The following is a 22194-nucleotide window of genomic DNA, read 5'->3' as shown; positions in this document are numbered from 1 at the left end:
GTCGATGCAGGAGGACGTCGTTTCGGTGGCTGTGCTGGGGCCACTGCGGGTCAGCGTGGGCGGCAGCACGGTTGCGCTACCCGGGCCGGGGCCACGCATGCTGCTCGGCGTGCTGGCGCTGTCACCGGGCCAGCCGGTGAATCCGGATCAGCTCGTCGAGCTGATCTGGGGCCCGGACCGGGGCAGCCAGGCCGCACTGCACACGAGCGTCTACCGGCTGCGCGCCTGGCTACGCGACAGGTTCGCCGACCGCGTCACGTTGGAGCGGGCCGACGACGGCTACCTGCTGCGCACCCCGCGCTGCGACGTGGACACCGCGGCGTTTCGCGACCTGGTCGTCCAGGGCGCGGCGGGCGTCGAGAGCGAGCGGATAGCCGCCCTGGACCGCGCCCTGGACCTGTGGCGAGGCCCGGTCCTCGGCTCGGCGGTGAGCTGGCTGCACGACGCTCCGATGGTGGTCGCCCTCGAACGCGAGCGGCAGGCCGCCGCCCGCGACCTGGCCGACCTCTGCCTGCGGGTGGGCGACCCCTCGGTGGCGGTACGACAACTGCAACGCCTCGTCGACGCCCACCTGTTCGACGAACCCCTGCACGCGCTGCTGATCCGGGCGCTCGGCGCAAACGGCGCGGTGGCCGATGCCCTCCGCCTCTACGACCAACTCCGCGCCCGGCTGGCCACGGAGCTGGGGATCGACCCGAGTCAGGAGCTTCAGCGCCTGTACCAGCAGCTGCTCTGCGCCGAGACGACGCCGGCCGCAAGCGATCCGGGCGCGTCGGCGCTGATCCACCCGACACCGCGCCAGCTACCCGCACCACCACCCGAGTTCACCGGGCGCGACGAGGAGGTGGCGGCGCTCTGCGCGGCGCTGCTGCACCCCCGCGACGACCACCCACCACTTGTCGCCGTGGACGGGGTGGCGGGGGTCGGAAAATCCGCGCTCGCCCTGCACGTGGCCAGCCGCGTCGCCGGTTCGTTCCCGGACGGTCAGCTCTACGTCAACCTCCAGGGCGCGGGCGTCGGGATGCCGCCCCTGGAGCCGTCCGCGATCGTCGGTCGATGGCTGCGGCAGCTCGGCGTCGCGGGCAGTGCGGTGCCCGCGCAGCTTGCGGACGCGGCCGCGCTGTGGCGCTCACTGCTGGCCGGCAAGCGGCTTCTGCTGCTGTTCGACGACGCCGTGTCGCCGGAGCAGATCCGGGCCCTGCTGCCGTCCGGGCCCGGTTGTGCCACGTTGGTCACCAGCAGATCGGTGCTGTCGACACTCGACTGCACGAGTTTCGTTCGGCTACAACCGCTGACCACCGACGACGCGGTCACGCTGATCGGTCGACTGGTGGGCGAGCGGCGGGTGTCCGACGATCCCGCCGCCACCGACATGATCGTCAACCTGTGCGAGCACCTTCCGCTGCTCCTGCGGATCGTGAGCGCCCGGCTGATGGCCCGCCCGTCCTGGACGATCCAGGCGATTGCCGACCGTCTCAGTCAGGAACAACGACGCCTGGACGAGTTGCAGGTCGACAACCTGAGCATGCGGGCCAGCCTGGCGGTCGGCCTGCGGGGCGCCGGCGACGACGCGATACGCGGGTTCCCGTTCCTCGGCCTGCTCGGGGTGCCCGAGTTCGACCTCGCGCTCGCCGCGGCACTCGCCGGGAGCACGCTCACCGACACCGAGGCCGCCATTGAGCGGCTCGTCGACGCCCGCCTTGTCGACTCCCCCGCGCCGAATCGTTTCCGGATGCACGACGTGATCCGCCTCTACGCCCGCGACCAGGCCGAGCGTCACCTCACCGACACCGAACGGCGGGCTGCCCTCGGTCGTGCCTTGGCCCACTACCTCTCGGTCGCCGAGCAGGCGAGGTTCCTTCTCGATCCGAACGAACCCGTGGACCTCCAGGTCGGCCCGGCTCCCACCCACCCGGCGGGGTTCAGCCTGCCCGACCGGGCGGCCGCGAGGGAGTGGATCGACGCCAACGCCCCGCACCTGCCCGATGTCGTGGCGGGCCTGGCCGCCGGGGCGGAGCACACCGCCGGCGCCGCCCGCCTCGCCCTGCTGGCCTACCCGGCCCTCGCGATCCGCGACCACTGGCCCGAGATGATCCGCCTCGACCGGATCGCGATTCGCGCCGCGCGGGCCGCCGGCCAGCCGGAGGTGGAGGCGTTGGCGCGCAACCACCTCGGCATGGCGTACGGGCAGACCAACCAGCTCGACGAGGGCCTTGCCGAGTTCCGCACCGCGCTGGAGCTGTGGGAAGGGCTCGACGACAGGCATCACACGGCCAAGGTGCTCAACAACCTCGGCATCCTCAACCGCATGCGGGGTGACCTGACAGAGTCCGCGCGCTGCCACGAGCGCTGCATCACCCAGTTCAACGCTCTGGGCGACAGTAACAACGAGGCCCGCGGCCTCCAGAATCTCGCGGTGGTCGAGCGCCGTCTCGGTCGGTACGCCAACGCGGTCGCCGCCTGCGAGCAGGCGGTCGAGATCTTCCGCCGCCTGGGTGACGACTACCGCCTGGGCCTGACGCTTGGCGCGCTCGCGGACTGCGTCCGGCTGATCGGGCGTCCCCGTGACTCGGTCGCCATCTTTCAGGAGGGCCTGCTCGTCCTGCGGCAGTGCGGCAATCGCTTCGGGGAGGCCCAGCAGTTGTGGGGGCTCGGTCTTGCGCTGGACGCCCTGGGTGATCGACTCCAGGCCCGGTCGCACTGGCAGTCGGCCCTCGAAGTCCTGCGCGACTGCGGGTACGTCGGCGACGACGACATCAAGGCGATCATGGCGGAGCCGACGCCGAGCACGCCCGCTGCCATCCGCAACAGCACGTAGCTGCGACCAGGGGTGGGCCTACCCACCAACGAACGAGGGCCCGTCTCCAGAAAAATCTGGGGACGGGCCCTCGCCGGTGTGGTAGCGGGGACAGGATTTGAACCTGCGACCTCTGGGTTATGAGCCCAGCGAGCTACCGAGCTGCTCCACCCCGCGTCGACTGGTTAACCCTAACCCATCCCGGTCGGCGATGATCAGCCGGGGGTCGGCACCCGTCGTGGGTGCGTCGCCCGCGCAAGAAGAAGCCCGCCTCCCCGAGGTGCGGGAGACGGGCTTCACTTTGTAGCGGGGACAGGATTTGAACCTGCGACCTCTGGGTTATGAGCCCAGCGAGCTACCGAGCTGCTCCACCCCGCGTCGGCTCGCTAACCGTAGCGCACCACCCCCGGGCCCCGCAAAACGACATCTGAATCCGCCGGATCGCGATCCGGCACGCCGGGGTCAACCGAGCCAGGCCTCGACGGCGTCGACCGCGCGGCGACTGTCCGCGTCGACCTGTGTACGCGGGCTGGACCCGGTCTCCCAGCCCTTCTCCCAGAGCGTGGTCACCACGTCGCCGACCCGGATCGCCCGGACCAGCCGGACCTCCTCCCCGCCGGTCGGGTCGCCGTTGCGGTCCTGAGCCGGCTTCCGCAGCTCGAACAGCACCGACTCGTCGCCGTACCCGACGTCGCTGAGCAGCCGTTGCCTGCTCGGCACCGGCGGGACCTGGAGACGCAGTGCCGGCTGCTCGGGGCAGTCGCGCACCGCCCGCCGCAACTCCTCCAGCACGTGTGTGGCTCGCCCGGCCCGGTAGACGGTGATGGAGTGCGCGTAGCTGCCGTCCGGGTCGTTCCCCTGGGGCGTTTTCGGCAGCTTGAAGACCAACGACCGGGTGCGCCGGTGCAGGATCGGTTCGCTCGGGAGGTGGGCACCGCACAGGCCCGGCAACGCGGCCACGTCTCGGTAGTCCGGCGCGATGCCGGTCTGGTTGGCCGGCGGGAGCGTGAAGAACGCCCGATCCGGAATGCCGCCGGGAACCCGCGGAGACTCGGGGGTCGTACCCGGAGGTCGGCCCGGCGTGGCGGACGGCGACGGCGACCCGGCAGTCACGTTCGGCGCGGGAATCGTCGGTGTGCCGGCCGGCGGGGCGACGGGCGTCGGCGTCGGCATGGCGACCACCTGGGTACCGATCACCACGCCACCCACCAGCAACGCCGCGGCGAGGGCACCCCCGGCCGCGCGCAGCCGGGCCCGCCGGTCCGCCCGCCGCCGCAGCACGTCGGGAACGCCCAGGTCACCGGCATCGGCGTCGGCGGCGAGGCGCCGATACCACTCGGCAAGTTCACGCGACATCGCTGGTCTCCAATTCCATCTTGGCGAGATCGGGCAGCAGCGCGGCAAGCCGGGCCCGGCCCCGGGAGAGCCAGGACTTCACCGTGCCGACGGGCGCGCCGACCTCGCGGGCGATCTCTTCCACCGGCATGTCGAACAGGTAGTGCAGGGCCAACGCCTGCCGGTGGTTCGCCGGCAGTTGGCGCAGCGCCTGGAGCAGCAGCACGCTGTCCTCGTTGGGCGGCGGGGCCGCCGGTGGGGGCCCCGCCAACCGCAACGCCCCGCGCAGGCCGCGCAGCCGACGCCAGCGGTCGGTCGCCAACCGCGCGACCACCAGCCGCAGCCACGCCTCCGGCGCGGGATGTGCCGCCAGCCGCCCCCAGTGCCGCCAGGCCCGGGTGTACGCCTCCTGCACCAGGTCCTGCGCCTCGTTGTGATCGCCGGCGACCGCATAGCCGTACCTCGCCATCCGCCGCGCCGTGCCGCGGTAGAAGTCATCGAAGCTCTGCGTGTCCCGCAAGACTGTTCCCCCTCGTCGCACACCGTCGACCTGAGGACGGCGGGCCGGTGTCACAGGTTGCGGTCGGTCGAACTTTTTTCGGCGCGGCGACGGGCGGACAGCCGGCCGGACGACAGCGGAGCCCCCGTCGTGCGGACCGGGATGGTCCGACGACGGGGGCTCCGAGAGTCGCAGCCGACGACTGCGGTCAGCCGCCCGCGCTCGGGCTGCCGCTGGGCGACGGTGACGCGCCGCCGCTCGGTGCCGCGCTACCACTGGGCGCCCCCGTCGGGTTGGCGGCCTGCTGCGCCTGCTGGAACGCGGTCAGCGCCTCGTCCAGCGCCTTGAGCGCGCGCCCGTACCGCTCGAAGTCACCAGAGGTCTGCGCGGCCCGGACCTCGGTGATCGCGCTCTGCACCCGGTCGGCGGCCGTGGCCAACGGACCCGTCGGCGGCGGGGTGCCGGTGCCGGCGCTCGGCGTCGGCGTGGGGGTCGTCGGCGTGGGGGTCGTCGGCGTTGTCGGGTTGCCCCCGGTGGTCGGTGGCGGCGACGTGCCCTGCCCGGCCTTCTTGCCCTGCTCCACCAACTGCTTGATGCCGTCGTTGATGTTGTCGGCGAGCGCCACGAAGGAGCCGCCGTCACCGTAGGAGAGCAGCACCTTCTGCAACAGCGGGTACGCGTCCTGCTGGTTGCTCTTCACGTAGACCGGCTCGACGTACAGCATGCCGTCGGCGAAGGGCAACGAGAGCAGGTTGCCGTACTGCACCTGCGCCTGGTTACTGGAGAGCAGGTTGAGCTGCTGACGGATGTTGGCGTTGTTCGTCATCTGTTGGTGCACCTGCACCGGGCCGGAGATCCGGGTCTGATCCGGCAACTCCAGCACCTCCAGCCGGGGATTCCCGTCGACGTACGAGCCGGAGATCAGGGCGGCCAGGTTCTGCCGACCGTTCGGGGTGACCGCGGCGGTGAGCTGGAACCGGGGGCTCTCCTGCCCGGGGAACTGGGTGAACAGGTAGTACGGAGGCTGCTTCTGGCCGCTGTCCGGGGCGTCCGGCACGGTCGGCACCTGCCAGAAGTCCTGGGCGGAGTAGAAGTCGCCCGGGTTGGTCACGTGGAACTTGGTGAGCAGGTTGCGCTGCACCTTGAACATGTCCGCCGGGTAGCGCAGGTGCTCGGTCAACTCGACCGGGATGTCCGCCTTGGGCAGCACCAGGTCACCGCCGAACGCCTTGTTCCACGCCTTGAGCACCGGGTCGGTGTCGTCGTACTCGTAGAGCTTCACGGTGCCGTCGTACGCGTCGACGGTGGCCTTCACCGAGTTGCGCATGTAGTTGACGTTCTCCCGGGCCAACTGGAAGGTGCCCCGGTTGGTCAACTCGTCGGTGGTCTCGGTCTGCAGGTTGACCCGCTCGGCGTACGGGTAGGTGGCCGCCGTGGTGTAGCCGTCGACGATCCACTGCACCCGACCGCCGACCACCGCCGGGTACGGGTCGCCGTCGAGGGTGAGGAACGGCGCGACCTTCTCCACCCGGTCCCGCGGATTACGCACGTAGAGCAGCTTGGAGTCCTTGTTGACCGCCTCGGAGAGCAGGAAGTTCGACTCCTGCTCCTTGATGGCGTACAGCAGCCGGCGGGTGAAGGACCCGATCTCGACGCCGCCCTCACCGGTGTAGGTGTAGGACTCGCCGCCACCCTCACCGACCGGCCTGTCGAACTCGGCCTTCTTGTTCGGGTCGGCCTGACCGACGATCGCGTAGTCGTCGGGCGCCATCCGCTCGCCGTAGTAGATGCGCGGCTGCTTGGCCGGGATCTGCTCGGTCTGCGAGGAGCACGCCTCCTGGGTCTTCTCGCCGAGGAAGCCGGAGACGAAGAACGGCTGCCCGCCGCAGACCACCTGGTTGGCCGGGGCGGCCACCAGCCCGTACCCGTGGGTGTAGACGGTGTGCCGGTTGATCCAGGTGTTCTGCTGGTCAGTCAGCTCGCCGTAGTTGATCTCCCGGACGCCGACCACGTAGTCGGAGACCTTCCCGTTCACCCCGTAGCGGTCGATGTCCAGCTTGGGGCCGAAGTCGTAGAAGCCACGCACCTGCTGGAGCTGGGTGTACGTCTCGCTGACCAACTGCGGGTCGAGCAGCCGCACGTTCGACACCACCGAGGTGTCGGTGGCCAGGTTCGCCGGTGGGGTGAGGTTGCTCGCCGCGTACGGGGTCGTCTGGGTGGCCCCCAGCCCGAACGCCGCCCGCGTCGCGTCGATGCTGCGCTGGATGTACGGCGCTTCCTTGTCCTTGGCGCTCGGCTTGACCTCGAAGGTCTGCACCGCCCAGGGGTAGATGCCGCCGATGGCCACCGCGGACACACCGAGCAGCGCCAGCGAGATCCCCGGCCAGACCAGGTTGCGCATCCAGGCGTTGGAGAACACGACGATCGCGATCGCCACCACGATCGAGATGTAGGCCAGGATCTCCTTCGCCGGCAGCAACGCGTTGACGTCGGCGTAGCCGGCGCCGTACAACTTGGCACCCTCGTTGTACTCCAGCAGCATCGCCCGCCGGTCCAGCACATACGCGATGGCCTTCAGCAGCACGAACACCGCGACCAGGCTGCTCAGGTGCGCGCGGGCGGCGTTGCTCATCCGGTCACCGATGCCCTGCAGACGGACCCCGCCGAAGAGGTAGTGCACCGCCAGCGCGCCGATCACGGCCAGCACCACCGCGGTGAAGGCGACCCCGAGCAGGTAACGCCAGAACGGCAGTTGGAAGACGTAGAAGCCGATGTCCACCCCGAACTCCGGGTCCTTGATCCCGAAGTCACCGCCGTTGCGGAAGAGCAGCCACTGGTTCCACCGGTTCTGCGCGGAGAGGCCGGCGAACAGCCCGACCACCGCGGCGACCAGCGTGATCCAGGTGCCGAGTCGGGGGCTGAGCGCCATCCGATAGCGCTCCAGGGTCGCCTGCTCCACCGAGTGCGGACGCAGTCGCGGGCGCAACCGGTGGGCCAGCCAGAGGTTGCCACCGACGACCACCGCCATGCCGAGCCCGATGGCGAGGAAGAGCACCAGCCGGGTCAGCAGGACACCGGTGAAGACCTCGGTGTAGCGGACCTCGTCGAACCAGAGCCAGTCCGTCCACGCCTGGACACCCCAGCCGAGCAGGGTGAAGAGCACGAACACCCCGACCAGGACAGCGATGGTGACGCGCCCGCGCCGGCTCATCCTGGGAAGGGGGCTGCTGCTACGCATGACCACTGTTGGCTCCGCACGCTCGATGTGATCGGCTCCGACCAGGCACCCAGAGTACGGGGTGTTCCTGAGCGTGTCGGGGCACGGTCACACCGGTCAGCAGCGGGTCGGCTGACCCCCCGCGCGCAACGTGTCCAGAGCGGTCATCGCCTCGTCCAACGAACCCACCCGCAACAACGGCAGACCCGGCTGCGGATTGCGGACGGCCTCGGCGCAGTTGTCCGCCGGCACCAGAAAGACCTTGGCGCCGGCCCGCTTCGCACCGACCAGCTTCTGGGCGATCCCGCCGATCGGGCCGACGGTGCCCTCGTCGTCGATGGTGCCGGTGCCGGCGATGATCTGGCCGCCGGTGAGATCGGCCGGGGTCAGCTTGTCGACGATCCCCAGGGCGAACATCAGACCGGCGCTCGGCCCGCCGATGTCCCCCAGGTCGATGCCGAGGGTGAACGGGTGCGGCTGCTGCTGATCGATCTCCACACCGATCCGCGGTCGGCCGTCCTGCTCGCGACTTGTCACAGTCGCCGTGGCCGGCGCGCCGTCGCGGGTGTAGGCGATCGTCAACGCCGTACCGGCCGGCTTGGCCCGAACCAGCTCGGTGACCTTCGCGGCCACCGGCACCGGCTGACCGTCGACCGCGGTGATCACGTCGCCGGCCTTCAGCGTCCCGGCCGCCGGGCCGTCCCCGGCCACCGTCTTGATCACGACCTGCACCGGAAAGCCCAACTCGCGCAGCGCGGCGGTCTCCGCGCTGGTCTGCGACGCCTTGAAGTCCTCGGCGTTGCGCTGCTCGACCTGCTCGGTCGACTCTCCCGGCGGGTAGACCAGCTCGCGCGGCACCACCGCCTCGTCGTCGGAGAACCAGCCCGCGATCGCCCCGCGCAGCCGCACCGTGGGCTGCACCCCCACCGTGGTCAGCCGCAGCTGGCCCGCGGAGGTCGAGGTCTCCCGTCCGGAGACCTGGATGACCTCCTTGCCGTCGGCCGTGCCGAGGGTGTTGACCGTCGGGCCCGGACCGAGCACCACGTACGGGATCGGCACCCGCAGCACCCCGATGCTCAGCAGGGCGGTGAACAGGGCACCGAGCAGGACCGTCAGGCCACGACGTCTCATGCCGCAGAGCGTACCGACCGGCCGGGCGCCTCCTGCCGAATGCGTCGGGCGACTTCGCCCTCAGCGCAACGCCAGCGGCGGCGACCTGGGGCGCGGTCCGCGTACCGTAGACGTCGTGCCTGATATTCCGTTCGGTTTCGCGCTCCCGGGTGGGCAACCACCAGACCCCAACGATCCCGCGCAGATGCAGCAGTTCATGTCGCAGTTGCAGCACCTGCTCTCCGCGCCGGGCAGCGGTCCGGTCAACTGGGACCTGGCCCGGCAGGTAGCGGCCAGCCAGCTCGCGGCCGCCGGCGACCCGGCGGTGTCACCGTATGAGCGCAACGCCGTCGAGGAGGCGCTGCGCCTGGCCGACCTGTGGTTGGAGCCGGCCTCGGCATGGCCGTCGGGCATCCAGTCACCGGTCGCCTGGAACCGCAATGAGTGGATCTTCAAGACGCTCGACGTGTGGCGCAAGCTCTGCGACCCGGTCGCCAGCCGGATGGTCGGCGCGATGGGCGACCTGGTGCCACCGGAGGCGCGCGCCCAGCTCGGGCCGATGCAGTCGATGGTGGCCACCCTCGGCGGCGCGCTCTTCGGCGGTCAGCTGGGCCAGGCCCTCGGTTCGCTCGCCGCGGAGGTGCTCTCCGCCGGCGACATCGGGCTGCCGCTCGGCCCGGCCGGCACGGCCGCGCTGATCCCGGCCAACATCCGCGCGTACGGCGAGGGCCTGGAGCTTCCCGAGGACGAGGTCCGCCTCTACGTGGCGCTGCGCGAGGCCGCCCACCAGCGGCTGTTCCAGCACGTCCCGTGGCTGCGCGGTCACGTGCTCAGCGCGGTCGAGATGTACGCCTCGGGCATCCGGGTCAACCGGGACGCGATCGAGGAGGCGATGGGCCGGGTTGACCCGACCGACCCGGAGTCGATGCAGGCGATCGCCCTGGAGGGCATCTTCACGCCGGAGGACACTCCGGCGCAGAAGGCCTCCCTGGCCCGACTGGAGACCGCACTCGCCCTGGTCGAGGGCTGGGTCTGCCACGTCGTGGACAGCGCCGCCAGCGACCGGCTGCCCAACGTCGTCCGGTTGGGCGAGGCGTTCCGCCGCCGCCGTGCCGCCGGCGGCCCCGCCGAGCAGACCTTCGCCGCCCTCGTCGGCCTGGAGCTGCGCCCGCGCCGACTGCGCGAGGCCGCGGCGCTCTGGGCCGCGCTCACCGAGCACCGCGGCATCGAGGGCCGCGACGCCGTCTGGGGTCACCCGGACCTGCTCCCCTCGGATGACGACTTCGCCGACCCGGTCGCCTTCGCCATGAACGACATGGACCTGAGCGAGCTGGACAGCTTCGACTTCAGCGCACCCGGCGGCGCGGAGGAGAAGGCCCCGGGCCAGCCCGACAAGACCGACGACGAGGGCGACGCCAAGCCCTGACGCGCCAGCGCCCGGGTGCCCGCCCGATCGACGGCGGGCACCCGCCGGCACGGCTGACCGGCCGGCCCGCCCCGTTCGGCGCCCGGGGGCGCGGCTGGCTGGTCAGGTGGGTCGGCGCGAGCCCGAGAGAAGAGCGCGTGTCGCTTCCCAGCCCTCGAAGGCCGGGTCCAGCGTGGCCAGGTCAGCCGGGCCGCGCAGCCGTCGCCACCCGGTGGTGACCGCCACGTCCCCCGGTGCGGCGGCCCCGGAGCGCACGTCGGCCGCCACTGTCGTGTCCAGGTCGAGGGCGGGGAGCCAACCCGGCACCGGCAGCCGCACAGCCACCCCGAGTAGGCCCGGACCGCCGCCCTCGACCGGAGCCACCGCGACCGGTCGGGTGGTGAGCGGGCGCAGCAGCTTGCCGACGGTCAGTGCGGGTAGATCGGGCACGTCGCCGGCGAGCACTGCTGCCTGGTCGTAACCCTCCAGCGCGGCGAACACGGCGTTCGGCGTCGGCTCGGCCACCTCGTGCACGGCCGTGCCGGGCCAGACCAGCGCGTCGGCCAGAGCACGATCGGCCGGCGTCACCGCGACCGCGGTCTCCACCTCGTGGAGAGTCGCGAGCAGGTCGATGACGTCCTCCGCGAGAGCCGCTCGCCAATCCGCCAGGTCCACGCCCGGCGGCGACCAGTGCACCGGCCCGAGCAACGCCACCACCACCCGTCGCGCCATCCCCCGACCCTAGCCCCCTGTCCCGTACGGCCACCCGACCCCACCCTGGCGCGGCTCGGCCACATGATCGACTCGGCTTCATTGAAGTCGCGGTATCCCGGCGACCCGGATAGCGCGGCATTCAGGAAGGCGAGTGGATCTAGGCGGCTCGGCGGGCTGTGGAATCAGGTCGGGACCGGGGCGCAGGAGGCGGCGGCGACACCTTCGAGGTAGCCGCGGGCGCGTTCCGCTTTGGGGTAGCGACCGACCAGGGCCCAGAACCGGGCGTTGTGGCTGGGCACGATCAGGTGCGTCAGCTCGTGCAGCAGCACGTAGTCGATCACCCAGTCGGGCATTTCCTGGACCCGGTGCGAGATCCGGATGCTGCGGTCGGCAGGCGTGCACGAGCCCCACCGGCCGTTCTGGTTGGTGACCCATCGAACGCTGGCCGGCACCGCCTTCGTGGCGTACCCGGCGAGGTAGAGGTCGATGAGCCGGGTGGCGCGGGCCAGCAGCTCGGCGTCGGAGCGCGCCAGGCGCCCCTCCCGGGCGGCGAGCCGGGCGAGCATCCGGTCGACCCACTCGCTCTCCTCGGCGCGGGAGAACTGGTCCGGGATGAGGACGACGACGCGCTCACCGTCACGGTACGCAGACACCGTGCGTCGCCGACGCTGGCTGCGCCGCACCTCGACGACCGGCTTGCGCGTCCCCGCCATCACTGGCCCGCGCAGCCTCGGCTACGTGTCACGAAGGACAGCTAATGCCCTCTGACCAGGGGTCCGCAAGAGTCAACCACACGACACGCGCCCGGAAAATGGTGATTGGTCGTCAGGTGTCCCGAAAATTTCTTGACCGCGACGCCATCGCACCGTCTCGTCACCCTTGGTGAACACCGACGGCACCAGTGCGCGGCACCTCTCTCCACCGTAGGTGATCACGACGCCGGATGCCGCCCCGGGGGCACTCGCACGGGTGGCTGTGGGGGTTTGGTCGGCGTGTCCCCGCCAAACTGACTTATCCGACCTATTTCGCCATGCACACTCTCGACGTCGACTTGCTCACAGTGTCGATGCACAGCTGACATGGAACCGCCCAGACCTGGGTAGGGTCCGCGGACCAGCGGTCACGAAGGTGGCCGTGGAGTGAGACCCAGCGCCGGCGCCCCGTGTGGCCCGCCGCCGGGCAACCCGCCGGGACGGCATCGACCGGCGGACGAGACGAGGAGGGCACCGTGGCCGACCAGGCCCAGACGACCTACAACGGTTACTGCGTGAAGTGCAAGGAGAAGCGGGACTTCGAGGGGCACGTCGAGGTCTCGAAGACCGGTATGAACATGGCCAAGGGCAAGTGTCCGGTATGCGGAACAACAGTGAACCGCATCCTGGGTAAGGCCAAGGTCTGACCCGTACGAGTGACGGGGGCGGGGTGGCCGGTGGCCACCCCGCCCCCGTGGCATGTCGGGTCACTGACAGCCTCGTTGGCAGGCTGTGGATAACTCAGCGAAGCCTGTGGACAATGCTGGACAGAGGCTCGCGCGCCTGTGGACAACCGTCGACCCAACGCGAATGTGTGATCACAATTCGTGACCATGAGTCGCACCGTACTGCCCCGCCCCACGCTGCTGCCCGGTCTCCACCGCCTCTGGCGGGACCGGCACACCCTCCAACTCGGCGTCGGCCCCGGGCCGGCGGTGCTGCTGGAGCTGGCCAGTCCCCGCGCCGCCCACCTGCTCGACCTGCTCGACGGCACCCACAGCGAGCGGGCCGTGCTGGCTCAGGCGGCCACCGCCCAGGTCACCACCGACGATGCGCGCACCCTGCTCGACGCCCTGCGTACGGCCGGCCTGCTGGTGCCCGCGCACAGCCTGCTCCCCCGTGACCTGACCGGCCCGGTCCGCGCCCGGCTCACCGCGGAGGCCGGCGCGCTGGCCCTGGCCGCCGCTCGACTGCCCGGCACCCCTGCCCAGGTGCTGCGTCGGCGACGGACCGCCCGAGTCGTGCTCAGCGGCGCCGGGGCGCTCGGCGGGCCGCTGACTGTGGCGTTGGCCCAATCCGGCGTCGGGCAGGTGGTGCCGCTTCTCCCCGGCCCGGTGCGCGCCATCGACCTGGTCGGGACCGGCATTCCCGCCACCGAGTTGGGCCAGCCGCTGGCACCGGCGGTGCGGGCCGCGGTCGACCGCGTCGCGCCGGGTACGGGCACCCAGCCGATCCGGGCCAGACGGGTGGACCTGGTGATCCAACTCGGCACGGACCGGCCACCCGCGTTGCTCGCCGCCGGTCTCGCCCAACGTCGGCAGCCGCACCTGCTGATCACCCTGCGCGAGGGCGTACCGGTCATCGGGCCGCTGGTCTGCCCACCCGCCGGGCCCTGCCTGCACTGCGTCGAACTGCACCGGGCGGACCGCGACCCGGACTGGCCGCGACTCGCCGCCCAGATCGCCGCCGCCGACCCGGTGACCGCCGGCGCGACCGGGACGCTGTTCGCGGCCATCGGGTACGCGCTCGCCGAGGCACTGGCACAGCTCGACGGCGGGCAGCCGGAGACGCTGGGTGGGGCCATGGAGATCACCGGCGCGGGCCGTTTCCGACGTCGGGGCTGGCCGCCACACCCGGCGTGTGCGTGCTCGCGGGGGCGAGTGTCCGCACCAGCCCGGCCGCAGAGCAGCAGCGGGGCCCTCCGGTCGGTAACAATGACCGAGTGACCGACATCCCGCGCCGCGCCGTGTCCCGCACCGCCAAGCTCGCCGCCCTGCCGCTCGGCTTCGCCGGCCGGACCGTTCTCGGCATGGGAAAGCGCGTTACCGGGCTGGCCTCCGACGTGATCTCCGCGGAGATCCAGCAGCGCACCGCCGAGCAACTGTTCAGCGTGTTGGGCCAGCTCAAGGGCGGGGCGATGAAGTTCGGCCAGGCGCTGTCGGTCTTCGAGGCCGCGTTGCCGGAGGAGATCGCCGCGCCCTACCGCCAGGCGCTCACCAAGCTCCAGGAGGCGGCACCACCGCTGCCGGTCGCCAGCGTGCACAAGGTGCTGGCCGAGCAGCTCGGTCCCGACTGGCGGGAGCTGTTCGTCGAGTTCAACGACACCCCGGCCGCCGCCGCCAGCATCGGCCAGGTGCACCGGGCGCGGTGGCGGGAGCCGGGGGTCGACGAGTCGGGCGCACCGAACGGCCGGGACGTGGCCGTCAAGATCCAGTATCCGGGCGCGGGTGAGGCGCTGCTCTCCGACCTCAAGCAGCTCTCCCGCCTGGGCGGAATGTTCCGGGCCATCCAGCCCGGCCTGGACGTCAAGCCGCTCCTGGTCGAGCTGCGCGAACGCATCACCGAGGAGTTGGACTACGAGCTGGAGGCCGAGTCGCAGCGCGCCTTCGCCGAGGCGTACGCCGACGATCCGGAGATCTACATCCCGAAGGTGATCAACGCGGCGCCCCGGGTGCTGGTCACCGAGTGGATGACGGGCACCCCGCTGGCCGACATCATCCGCGAGGGCACCGAGGAGGAGCGGGACGAGGCGGGCCGGTTGATGGCCACCCTGCACCTCTCCGCGCCGCAGCGGGCGGGGCTGCTGCACGCCGACCCGCACCCGGGAAACTTCCGGCTGCTGCCCGACGGCCGGCTCGGGGTGATCGACTTCGGTGCGGTGGCCCGGATGCCGGAGGGCACGCCGGAGCCGATCGGTCGCATCGCCGCGCTGGCCCTGCGGGGCGACGCCGACGGGGTGGTCGCCGGGCTGCGGTCGGAGGGATTCATCGGCTCCGCGGAGGAGATCGACGCCGAGGGGGTGCTCGACTTCATCCGTCCGATGCTGGAGCCCATCGCGGCGGACGGGTTCCGGTTCACCCGGGCCTGGCTGCGGGGTGAGGCGGGTCGACTCGCCAGCCCCCGCTCCCCCACGTACCAGCTGAGCAGGCAGCTCAACCTGCCGCCGTCGTACCTGCTGATCCACCGGGTGACGCTCGGGTCGATCGGGGTGCTCTGCCAGTTGGAGGCGAAGGCCCCGTACCGCAGCATCCTGGAACGCTGGCTGCCCGGTTTCGCCCCGGTGGCGTGAGCCCACCGGGCTGAGGACGTGACGAAGGGCGGGTGCCGGTCGGCACCCGCCCTTCTAGGCGGAGTGAATCTAGAGAACGCCCAGGTCGCGAGCCGTCTGGTTGCGGCTGCTCATGGCGACGGTACGGGCGGAACGGGTTGCCTCAGTGCTCGTGGTGATACGACCGGCCTGAGGCCGGCGCATTCGAGCCCGGGACAACGCTTCGTGAAGTAGTTGCATCTCGAAGGCTCCACTCGGAAGGTTGAACATCGTCTTCTCGCTCACTGCCGGTGTGACACCGGCGTAGTTGGTACGGGTCGGGAACATGTCAGGCTGCCAGCCGGACCGCGCCACGCACCTCGGACAGCCCACTGGCCGCCAGGCGCGCCTCGGCCTCGACCCGAAGCTCGGCGTCACGGGCGACGTCCTCCTTACGCGGACGGCCACGGGGCCGCTTACGCGGGACAACCGCGCCACGCTCGAAGATCTCGCCGCCCCAGACGCCCCACGGCTCCGCCCGCTCCACCGCCCCGGCCAGGCACTCGACGCGCAGCGGGCAGTCCCCGCAGAGCGACTTGGCCAGCTCGAGCTCGGCAGGCGAGTCGGAGAACCACAGGTCGGGGTCGAACTTCCGGCAGGGCAGGTTCGCCTCCATCTCGACACTCACGTCGAGGGGGGCCAACGCCAGACTCATCTCCCGGTCACCTCTCTCTCACATCGATCTCGTGGATCGCATTCCGACGTACTTCGGCGGGGCAAAAAACTGAGGCCGCGGATCCCGGTAAGCGGGTTCCGCGGCCTCGAGGTGAGCCGGTGTCTGATGGTCAGACCGGTTTACCTCGAGGTGGAACGCCGCGGACATTGGTGCGCTTCTTGACGCCCTGGATGTCCATGCCCGTGAAGCCACTGGTCCCATCGACTCCGGTTGGTGCGACGGCCAGGATCAGCTCGGCCTGAACCTGGTGCACCTGCGGAACCGACGGTCGTGCGGCCGTAAGGGCCACCCGGACAGTCGACAGCGGAGCGCAGACAGACGGCATCGCCGCCAGACGCTCATAGGTGAAGATCTTCACGGGACCCACCTCCCTCACGTTCCTCGGAATCGACTGGACCAACCCCCGTGAGCAGCCGGAATGGCGCCGCTCGCGTGGTGTGTCCTGAGGCTATTCCTCGCGCCGGGGCGAGGGCAAACGAATTTACGACTCGATTTCGAAAGTTTTCTCCGGGCAGACGTCGTCCACCCCCGCGCCATCGACCAACGCCAGCACCGACTCCCCGTAGAGGCCCAGCTTGCGGGGGCCGATACCGGCGATGGCGATCAGCTCCTCGGGCCGGCCGGGCCGCCGCTCGGCCAGCGCGACAAGTGTCGCGTCGGTGAAGACCACGTACGCCGGGACCTTCTGCGCACCGGCCACCCGCTGCCGCCACTCACGCAGCCGTTCGTGCAGCTCATCGTCGATGTCGGACGGGCAGGTCGGGCAGCGGCCGAGCTTGCGGTCCGGGCCGGCGAGCAGGGTGGCGCCGCAGATCCGGCAGGACACGATCTGGGTGCGCCGCCGCTCGGGGCGGCGGGCCGGACCGGTGCCGGTCGCCCGTTCGGTGCCGCCGGAGCGGTCCAGTTGGGGCAGGAACCGCGACGGCCGGCGGGCTCGTCCGCCCGGCGAGCGCGCGGCGGCGTACGACAGCCAGAGCCACTGCCGGGCGCGGGTGATGCCGACGTAGAGCAGCCGGCGCTCCTCCTCGACCTGCTCGACGGTCTTGGCGTACGTGGTCGGCAGGGTGCCCTCGGCGAGACCGACCAGGAAGACCGCGTCCCACTCCAACCCCTTGGCCGAGTGCAGTGAGGCGAGGGTCACCCCGTCCACGGTCGGTACGTGCTGCTGGGCGGCCCGGCGGGCCAACTCCTCGGTGAAGTCGGTGAGGGTGACCGGGCGCTCCACCGAGGCGGCCTCGCCGATCGGCACCACCTCGGGGGTGGCCGCGTACTCCTCGGAGAGCTGGACCAGCGCGGACAGCGCCTCCCAGCGCTCGCGGGCGGCCCCACCGGCCGGGGGTGCGTCCGGGGCCCAGCCGACGGCGGTGAGTGCCTCCACGACGGCGGCCGGCAGCGGCGTCTCCCCCGGGATGGACCGGGTGGCGGCACGCAGCGCGATCATCGCCTGGCGCACCTCGGTTCGTTCGAAGAAGCGCTCCGCGCCCTGCACGACGTACGGGACGCCGGCCTCGGTGAGCGCCTTCTCGTACGCCTCGGACTGCGCGTTGACCCGGAACAGCACGGCGATCTCCTTCGCCGGCGTGCCCGCGTCGATGAGCGACCGGCAGCGCGCCGCCACCGCGTTCGCCTCGGCCGGCTCGTCGGTGAAGATCCGCAGGTCCGGCTCGGGGCCGGGTGGGCGCTGCCCGCTCAGCTCCAGCCGCAGCCGCGCCTCGGTGCCCCGGGCCTGGGCGATCACCGCGTTGGCCAGCCCGACCACCTGCGGGGTGGAGCGGTAGTCGCGGACCAGCCGGACCACCGTGGCACCCCGGTGCCGGCGTGGGAAGTCGACCAGGTACGCCGAGGTCGCCCCGGTGAACGAGTAGATCGTCTGGCTGGCGTCACCGACGACGGTGAGGTCGTTGCGGCCGGCCAGCCAGGCTTCGAGCAACCGCTGCTGGAGTGGGTTGACGTCCTGGTACTCGTCGACCACGAAGTGCCGGTACTGGCCGCGGATCTGCTCGCCGACGTCCGGGTGCTCCTCGATGCCCCACACCGCGGCGCGCAGCATGTCCTCGAAGTCGATCACGCCGTTCGAGCGTTTGAGCTGCTCGTACGCGGTGAACACGTCGGCCACCTTCGCCGGCTCGTGCGGTGTGTCGCGCAGGGCGCGGGCGGCGGCCACCACGTAGTCCGTCGGCTCGACAAGCGACGACTTGGCCCACTCGATCTCGCCGGCCAGGTCGCGCGCGGCGGCCCGGTCGGTGCGCAGGCCGACCCGGGCCGCGGCGAGGGTGACCAGCCGTACCTTGCTGTCCAGCAGCTCGGGCATGGCGCGGCCGGCCAGCAACCGGGGCGCGAAGTACCGCACCTGGCGCAGCGCGGCGGCGTGGAAGGTCCGCGCCTGCACGCCGCCCACCCCGAGGACGGTGAGCCGGCTCCGCATCTCGGCGGCGGCACGGGCGGTGAAGGTGACCGCGAGCACGTGCCGGGGCGAGATCTCGCCGGAGAGCGCCCGATGGGCGATCCGGGAGGTGATCGCCCTGGTCTTGCCGGTGCCGGCGCCGGCCAGGATGCAGACCGGGCCGGCGGGTGCGGTCACCGCGGAGCGTTGCTCCGGGTCCAGCCCGGCGAGCACCTGTTCCGACGCTGAGTGAACCACCACAACCAGGAATCATCTCAGCTCCTCCGAGCGTTGCAGCGAACAGGCTCGGCTTGATCCGCAAGCCGCGGCCGGAGGAGTTGGAGGATCCGAGGATGCTGACGATGTATTCCACCCCCTGGTGCGGCTACTGCCACCGGCTGAAGTCGCAGCTCGACCGGGAGGGCATCGGGTACGAGGTGGTCGACATCGAGCAGGACCCGAAGGCCGCCGAGTTCGTGATGAGCGTCAACGGCGGCAACCAGACGGTGCCGACGCTGCGCTTCGCCGACGGCAGCGCCCTGACGAACCCCTCGATCACCCAGGTCAAGCAACACCTGGAGACCCTCGACGCCTGACCGGCCGGATCACTTGTCGGTGAGCGGCCGCCCCCGTCGGGGCGGCCGTTCGTCGTGTCCGGTATACGTCACCCGGCCGGCGGCCGGTGGGTGCCGGTCGCGACCGACCGCTCGGCGTCCTCGACCGGTCGGCGGGGCGCCGGGACCCGAGGGTGGGTCGGACGGGTCGGCGGCGGTGGCGGGCGGGAGCCGGGCGGCGCGCTCAGGTGCCGGCCCCGCCAGAGGTAGGTGCCGGCCGCCAGGGTGGCCATCCCGACAAGCGCGAACAGCACCCGGTAGTCCAGGAAACCGACGAGCAACGCGCCCGCCCCGATGGAGAACGCCTGCGGCCCGCTGACCACCGCCTGGGTGGCCGCGGCGACCCGGCCGACGAGCGTCGGCGGGGTCCGACGCTGGATCAGCGTGTGCAGCCCCACCATCGTCAGGGGCAGGGAGATGCCGGCCAGCAGCACCGCCACGAACGCCAGCCGCAGATCGGGGTACGCGAGGGCGAGCGCGGCCGGTGAGAAGAAGGCGACCCCGGCGGCCAGTGTGCCGACCTCTCCGAGCCGGCGGACCAGCGTCGGTGAGCAGAGCCCGCCGAGCAGCCCGCCCACGCCCTGCACGGTGACCAGCACACCCACGAAGGCGGCGTCCCGGTGCAGGCCCTGGTCCACGTAGGCGAAGATGAGCGACTCGCTGAAGCCCATCACCAGCGATCCGAGCCCGTAGCCGAGCAGGGCCCGACGCAGGGCCGCCTCGCCGGCCAGATGTCGCAGACCGGCGCCCATCTCGGCCGGCCAGCGCAGTCGCCTGGCCGAGGGCACCTGTTGCGGGGAGGGTAACGCGGTCACCACGGCCGCCGCGGTCAGAAATCCGACCATGCCGACCCCGGCCAGCGCCCACCCACCGAGCGCCGCGTAGAGCCCCGCGCCGGCCAGCGGACCGACCAGCCGCATGCCCTGACGCACGGTCTGCAACGCGCCGTTCGCCTCCGCCAGCAGCTCGACCGGCACCAACTCCCGGATGAGCCCGCTGAGCGCCGCGCCGAGCGTGATGGACGACAGCCCGTACAGGGCCGCCACCAGGTAGACGATCCAGACGTCACCGGCGTCCGCGACGGTGAACAGCGGGGTGAGCAGCACCGCGGTGACCACGTTGGCGGCGACGAAGAACGGCCGGCGTGGGTGGCGGTCGACAAACCAGCCGATCACCGGTGCCAGTGTCATCGGGGCGACGACGGCGAAGATCGTGCCGCCGGCGAGCCCGTTGGAGCCGGTCAGATCCTTGACCCAGATGGCGAGCGCGAGCAGCAGGATCGACTCGGCGGTCATGCTGGCCAGCAGGCCACCGAAGAGCAGGCGGAAGTCGGGTCGGCGCAGGACGGTGCGCATGGGTCCCTCCGGCGGGGATGGCGTGCCCGGGATGGGCATGGGTCGACGGGGCTGCGACCACAGGTCCGTCGTCGTCCGGCGTTCCCGTGGTCCATTTTTCGCAAGACACGCCCCCGCCGGAACCTCCGACGCCGGTCGCGCCGTCCATACTGGCCGTGGGGGGCGAATTTCATACAGTTACCGTCGCGTCTGCGGCGGTCGACGGGAAAGAGGACACTGTGCCTCCTGCCGCACCCAGCCCGATCATGCGTCGACGACGGTTGGGCCTAGAACTGCGCCGCCTACGCGAGGCCGCGGGCCTCACCGGTGATCAGGTCATCGAGAGGATCGGTTGGGCGTCCGCATCCAAGCTGTCCCGCCTGGAGAACGGCCGTAGCCGGCCGGACCCACAGGACGTGGGCGTTCTGCTGGACCTGTACGGAGCCGACGAGGGGCTGCACGCGGAGCTGCTCGGGATAGCCGGCGAGGCCGGCGACATGCGCGGCTGGTTGAAGAACTTCCCGGTGATGACCCAGCAGCAGCGGGTGTGGGCCGAGCTGGAGGCCGGCTGCACCGAGATCTCCGAGTACAACCCGGTGTTGGTGCCGGGTCTGTTGCAGACCCCGGGGTACGCGAAGGTCCGCATCGTCTCGGCCCGCGAGGTGGGCGCGGGCGCCGGTGAACCGGAGCCCGGCGACGAGCCCGACACCGAGGTGCAGGCGCGGATGGCCCGTCAGTTGCTGCTGACCCGGGAGCCGCACGCCCCGCGCTACACCGCGGTCCTGGAGGAGGCGGCCCTCGGCAACCGGGCCGGGCCGCCCGAGGTGCTGCACGAGCAACTGGTCCAGCTCTGCGAGCTGGCCCTGCTGCCGAACGTGACGCTGCACGTGCTGCTCCGGGATACACCGGTCGGCAATTTCTACCTTCCGCCGACCGCCTTCTCCGTCTATCGGTTCGCCGATCCGCTCGATCCGGAGACATTGGCCATCGAAGGGGGGTTCACCGACGTCATGTCGACCGAGGCAATCACGCTAAATAGCTATAAAGTGGTGTTCGAGTGGCTATGCACGGCGGCACTAACCGAGTCGGAAACCCTCTCCTGGCTGATCGAGTCGACGGGACGGCTGACCGAGGCGGTGCCCCCATCCACAGTGGCGTTCGGGCCGGCAACGGCGCCGACCCAACGCCGCCGTGACTCGGGGCGGCTGACGGACCGGTGATCCACGGGGGCCCATCCGTCGGGACGTGCGGCACCACTCGTCCCATCGGATCGGTTCACACAGGAGCAGAGCCATGAACGACATCCGCACGACGCTGTCCACCTCCGCCCGCTCGTTGGCGGACGCCCCGTGGCGTACCAGCACACGCAGCCAGACCTCCAACTGCGTGGAGGTCGCCCCACTGGGCACCGGCCCGTCCGCCGTCGCGCTGCGCGACAGCAAGGACCGCGGCGGCCCGGTGCTGCTGTTCAATCGGGCCGGCTGGCTCGGCTTCATCGCCGGAGCGAAGGGTGGCCAGTTCGATCTGAACTGACCCGGTGACCGGGACGGGGCCGTCGGCATCTCGCCGGCGGCCCCGTCTCGTTGGGCGCGTAGGCCCGCTGAGCAGGCATCGGATGATCGGACGAGGCTCCGGGCCGATAGGCGAGTTTGCGTTACTGGAACGACCACGCGGCGTAACATGGCCGTCGAGTCCGTGGAACTTCCACACTGGCTCATCCGTCGCGGTTCATCCGGAGACCCTCATGCGGTTCCTGATCGTTCGCACCGACATCCGCTCCGTCGCCGACGGGGACATCGCCGCCGCCTGGGTGGATGGTCACCTGCTCCGCGACGAGACGACCGCGCCCGAGCCGCGACGGCAGATCGTGCACGCCGATGACCGGGACGCCGCACTCCTGCTGGCCCGCGCCCTGGCCACGGTCGGCGCGGTCCGCGCCGGCAAGCAACGGGTCAAGGTCCTGCCGCTGAACGAGCCCCGGCCCGCCTTCCGCAGCAGATCGGGCCGCCTCGGCACCTGACACCACCCCGGACGTCCGTCGTGGTCGGACC

Annotated in this window: 19 protein-coding genes and 2 tRNA genes; 9 read left to right on the top strand and 12 right to left on the bottom strand. The window is 71.3% G+C overall.

The genetic code is table 11. The features are described from left to right. The first annotated feature begins 4 nt into the window (after positions 1 to 4). Positions 5 to 2818, top strand: coding sequence for a BTAD domain-containing putative transcriptional regulator (locus AB0B57_RS08115; protein WP_357066629.1), 2814 nt, complete (start codon positions 5 to 7; stop codon positions 2816 to 2818). Positions 2819 to 2897: 79 nt separating this feature from the next. Here AB0B57_RS08115 and AB0B57_RS08110 read toward each other — a convergent pair. The 6 genes from AB0B57_RS08110 to AB0B57_RS08085 form a co-directional block, all read right to left on the bottom strand. Continuing rightward, positions 2898 to 2974: transfer RNA gene (locus tag AB0B57_RS08110), tRNA-Met, on the bottom strand. 127 nt (positions 2975 to 3101) lie between these two features. Next, positions 3102 to 3175, bottom strand: a tRNA-Met gene (locus AB0B57_RS08105). 84 nt (positions 3176 to 3259) lie between these two features. Next, the gene (locus AB0B57_RS08100) at positions 3260 to 4153 is read right to left on the bottom strand and encodes a hypothetical protein (RefSeq protein WP_357066627.1); all 894 of its coding nucleotides are present in this window, start codon (positions 4151 to 4153) and stop codon (positions 3260 to 3262) included. Then, entirely contained in the window at positions 4143 to 4652 is a 510-nt protein-coding gene (locus AB0B57_RS08095) for a SigE family RNA polymerase sigma factor (protein WP_357066625.1), read from the bottom strand. The genes AB0B57_RS08100 and AB0B57_RS08095 overlap by 11 nt, the downstream gene beginning before the upstream one ends. Before the next feature lie 187 nt (positions 4653 to 4839). After that, on the bottom strand, positions 4840 to 7869 hold the full coding sequence (locus AB0B57_RS08090; RefSeq protein WP_357066623.1) for a UPF0182 family protein: 3030 nt from the start codon (positions 7867 to 7869) through the stop codon (positions 4840 to 4842). A gap of 96 nt (positions 7870 to 7965) precedes the next feature. Continuing rightward, positions 7966 to 8979: a PDZ domain-containing protein gene (locus tag AB0B57_RS08085; RefSeq protein WP_357066620.1), complete on the bottom strand. Its 1014-nt coding sequence runs from the start codon at positions 8977 to 8979 to the stop codon at positions 7966 to 7968. A 184-nt stretch (positions 8980 to 9163) separates the two neighbouring features. Between AB0B57_RS08085 and AB0B57_RS08080 the strand changes: the two genes are divergently transcribed. Then, positions 9164 to 10384, top strand: a complete 1221-nt coding sequence (locus AB0B57_RS08080; protein WP_357067187.1) for a zinc-dependent metalloprotease — start codon at positions 9164 to 9166, stop codon at positions 10382 to 10384. A 102-nt stretch (positions 10385 to 10486) separates the two neighbouring features. On the opposite strand, the gene AB0B57_RS08075 is transcribed toward AB0B57_RS08080, so the two are convergent. After that, positions 10487 to 11095, bottom strand: a complete 609-nt coding sequence (locus AB0B57_RS08075) for a hypothetical protein (RefSeq protein WP_357066618.1) — start codon at positions 11093 to 11095, stop codon at positions 10487 to 10489. Between the two features lie 164 nt (positions 11096 to 11259). Further along, the gene (locus tag AB0B57_RS08070; RefSeq protein ID WP_357066616.1) at positions 11260 to 11790 is read right to left on the bottom strand and encodes a M48 family metallopeptidase; all 531 of its coding nucleotides are present in this window, start codon (positions 11788 to 11790) and stop codon (positions 11260 to 11262) included. 515 nt (positions 11791 to 12305) lie between these two features. On the opposite strand from AB0B57_RS08070, the gene AB0B57_RS08065 reads away from it, so the two are divergent. The 3 genes from AB0B57_RS08065 to AB0B57_RS08055 all read left to right on the top strand — a co-directional run bounded on the left by AB0B57_RS08065 (position 12306) and on the right by AB0B57_RS08055 (position 15118). After that, positions 12306 to 12476, top strand: a complete 171-nt coding sequence (locus AB0B57_RS08065) for a DUF5679 domain-containing protein (RefSeq protein WP_167457767.1) — start codon at positions 12306 to 12308, stop codon at positions 12474 to 12476. Between the two features lie 186 nt (positions 12477 to 12662). Continuing rightward, entirely contained in the window at positions 12663 to 13775 is a 1113-nt protein-coding gene (locus AB0B57_RS08060) for a hypothetical protein (protein WP_357066613.1), read from the top strand. After that, the gene (locus tag AB0B57_RS08055) at positions 13772 to 15118 is read left to right on the top strand and encodes an AarF/ABC1/UbiB kinase family protein (protein ID WP_357066611.1); all 1347 of its coding nucleotides are present in this window, start codon (positions 13772 to 13774) and stop codon (positions 15116 to 15118) included. Before AB0B57_RS08060 ends, AB0B57_RS08055 begins: the two co-directional genes overlap by 4 nt. A 307-nt stretch (positions 15119 to 15425) precedes the next feature. Here AB0B57_RS08055 and AB0B57_RS08050 read toward each other — a convergent pair whose 3' ends face one another. From AB0B57_RS08050 to AB0B57_RS08040, 3 genes are all read right to left on the bottom strand, one after another. Beyond that, complete coding sequence (locus tag AB0B57_RS08050) at positions 15426 to 15791, bottom strand: WhiB family transcriptional regulator (RefSeq protein WP_328420094.1); 366 nt, start codon at positions 15789 to 15791, stop codon at positions 15426 to 15428. 130 nt (positions 15792 to 15921) lie between these two features. Then, positions 15922 to 16170, bottom strand: a complete 249-nt coding sequence (locus tag AB0B57_RS08045; protein WP_357066609.1) for a hypothetical protein — start codon at positions 16168 to 16170, stop codon at positions 15922 to 15924. A gap of 123 nt (positions 16171 to 16293) precedes the next feature. Continuing rightward, positions 16294 to 18456, bottom strand: a complete 2163-nt coding sequence (locus AB0B57_RS08040) for an ATP-dependent DNA helicase UvrD2 (protein WP_357066607.1) — start codon at positions 18454 to 18456, stop codon at positions 16294 to 16296. Between the two features lie 92 nt (positions 18457 to 18548). On the opposite strand from AB0B57_RS08040, the gene AB0B57_RS08035 reads away from it, so the two are divergent. Next, positions 18549 to 18791, top strand: coding sequence for a mycoredoxin (locus AB0B57_RS08035; RefSeq protein WP_357066605.1), 243 nt, complete (start codon positions 18549 to 18551; stop codon positions 18789 to 18791). A 68-nt stretch (positions 18792 to 18859) separates the two neighbouring features. Here the strand turns inward: AB0B57_RS08035 and AB0B57_RS08030 are convergent, their stop codons facing one another. Beyond that, complete coding sequence (locus AB0B57_RS08030) at positions 18860 to 20164, bottom strand: MFS transporter (protein WP_357066603.1); 1305 nt, start codon at positions 20162 to 20164, stop codon at positions 18860 to 18862. 218 nt (positions 20165 to 20382) lie between these two features. Between AB0B57_RS08030 and AB0B57_RS08025 the strand changes: the two genes are divergently transcribed. The 3 genes from AB0B57_RS08025 (at position 20383) to AB0B57_RS08015 (ending at position 22163) form a co-directional block, all read left to right on the top strand. Continuing rightward, positions 20383 to 21363, top strand: a complete 981-nt coding sequence (locus AB0B57_RS08025) for a helix-turn-helix transcriptional regulator (RefSeq protein WP_357066601.1) — start codon at positions 20383 to 20385, stop codon at positions 21361 to 21363. Between the two features lie 73 nt (positions 21364 to 21436). Beyond that, on the top strand, positions 21437 to 21676 hold the full coding sequence (locus AB0B57_RS08020; RefSeq protein WP_357066599.1) for a DUF397 domain-containing protein: 240 nt from the start codon (positions 21437 to 21439) through the stop codon (positions 21674 to 21676). Positions 21677 to 21887: 211 nt separating this feature from the next. Next, positions 21888 to 22163, top strand: coding sequence for a hypothetical protein (locus AB0B57_RS08015; protein ID WP_357066597.1), 276 nt, complete (start codon positions 21888 to 21890; stop codon positions 22161 to 22163). Positions 22164 to 22194: the final 31 nt, after the last annotated feature.

This window comes from Micromonospora sp. NPDC049101 (genome assembly GCF_040648675.1).
In the GTDB taxonomy this organism is placed as follows: Bacteria; Actinomycetota; Actinomycetes; order Mycobacteriales; family Micromonosporaceae; genus Micromonospora.
This window is presented reverse-complemented; position numbering and strand designations above follow the sequence as displayed.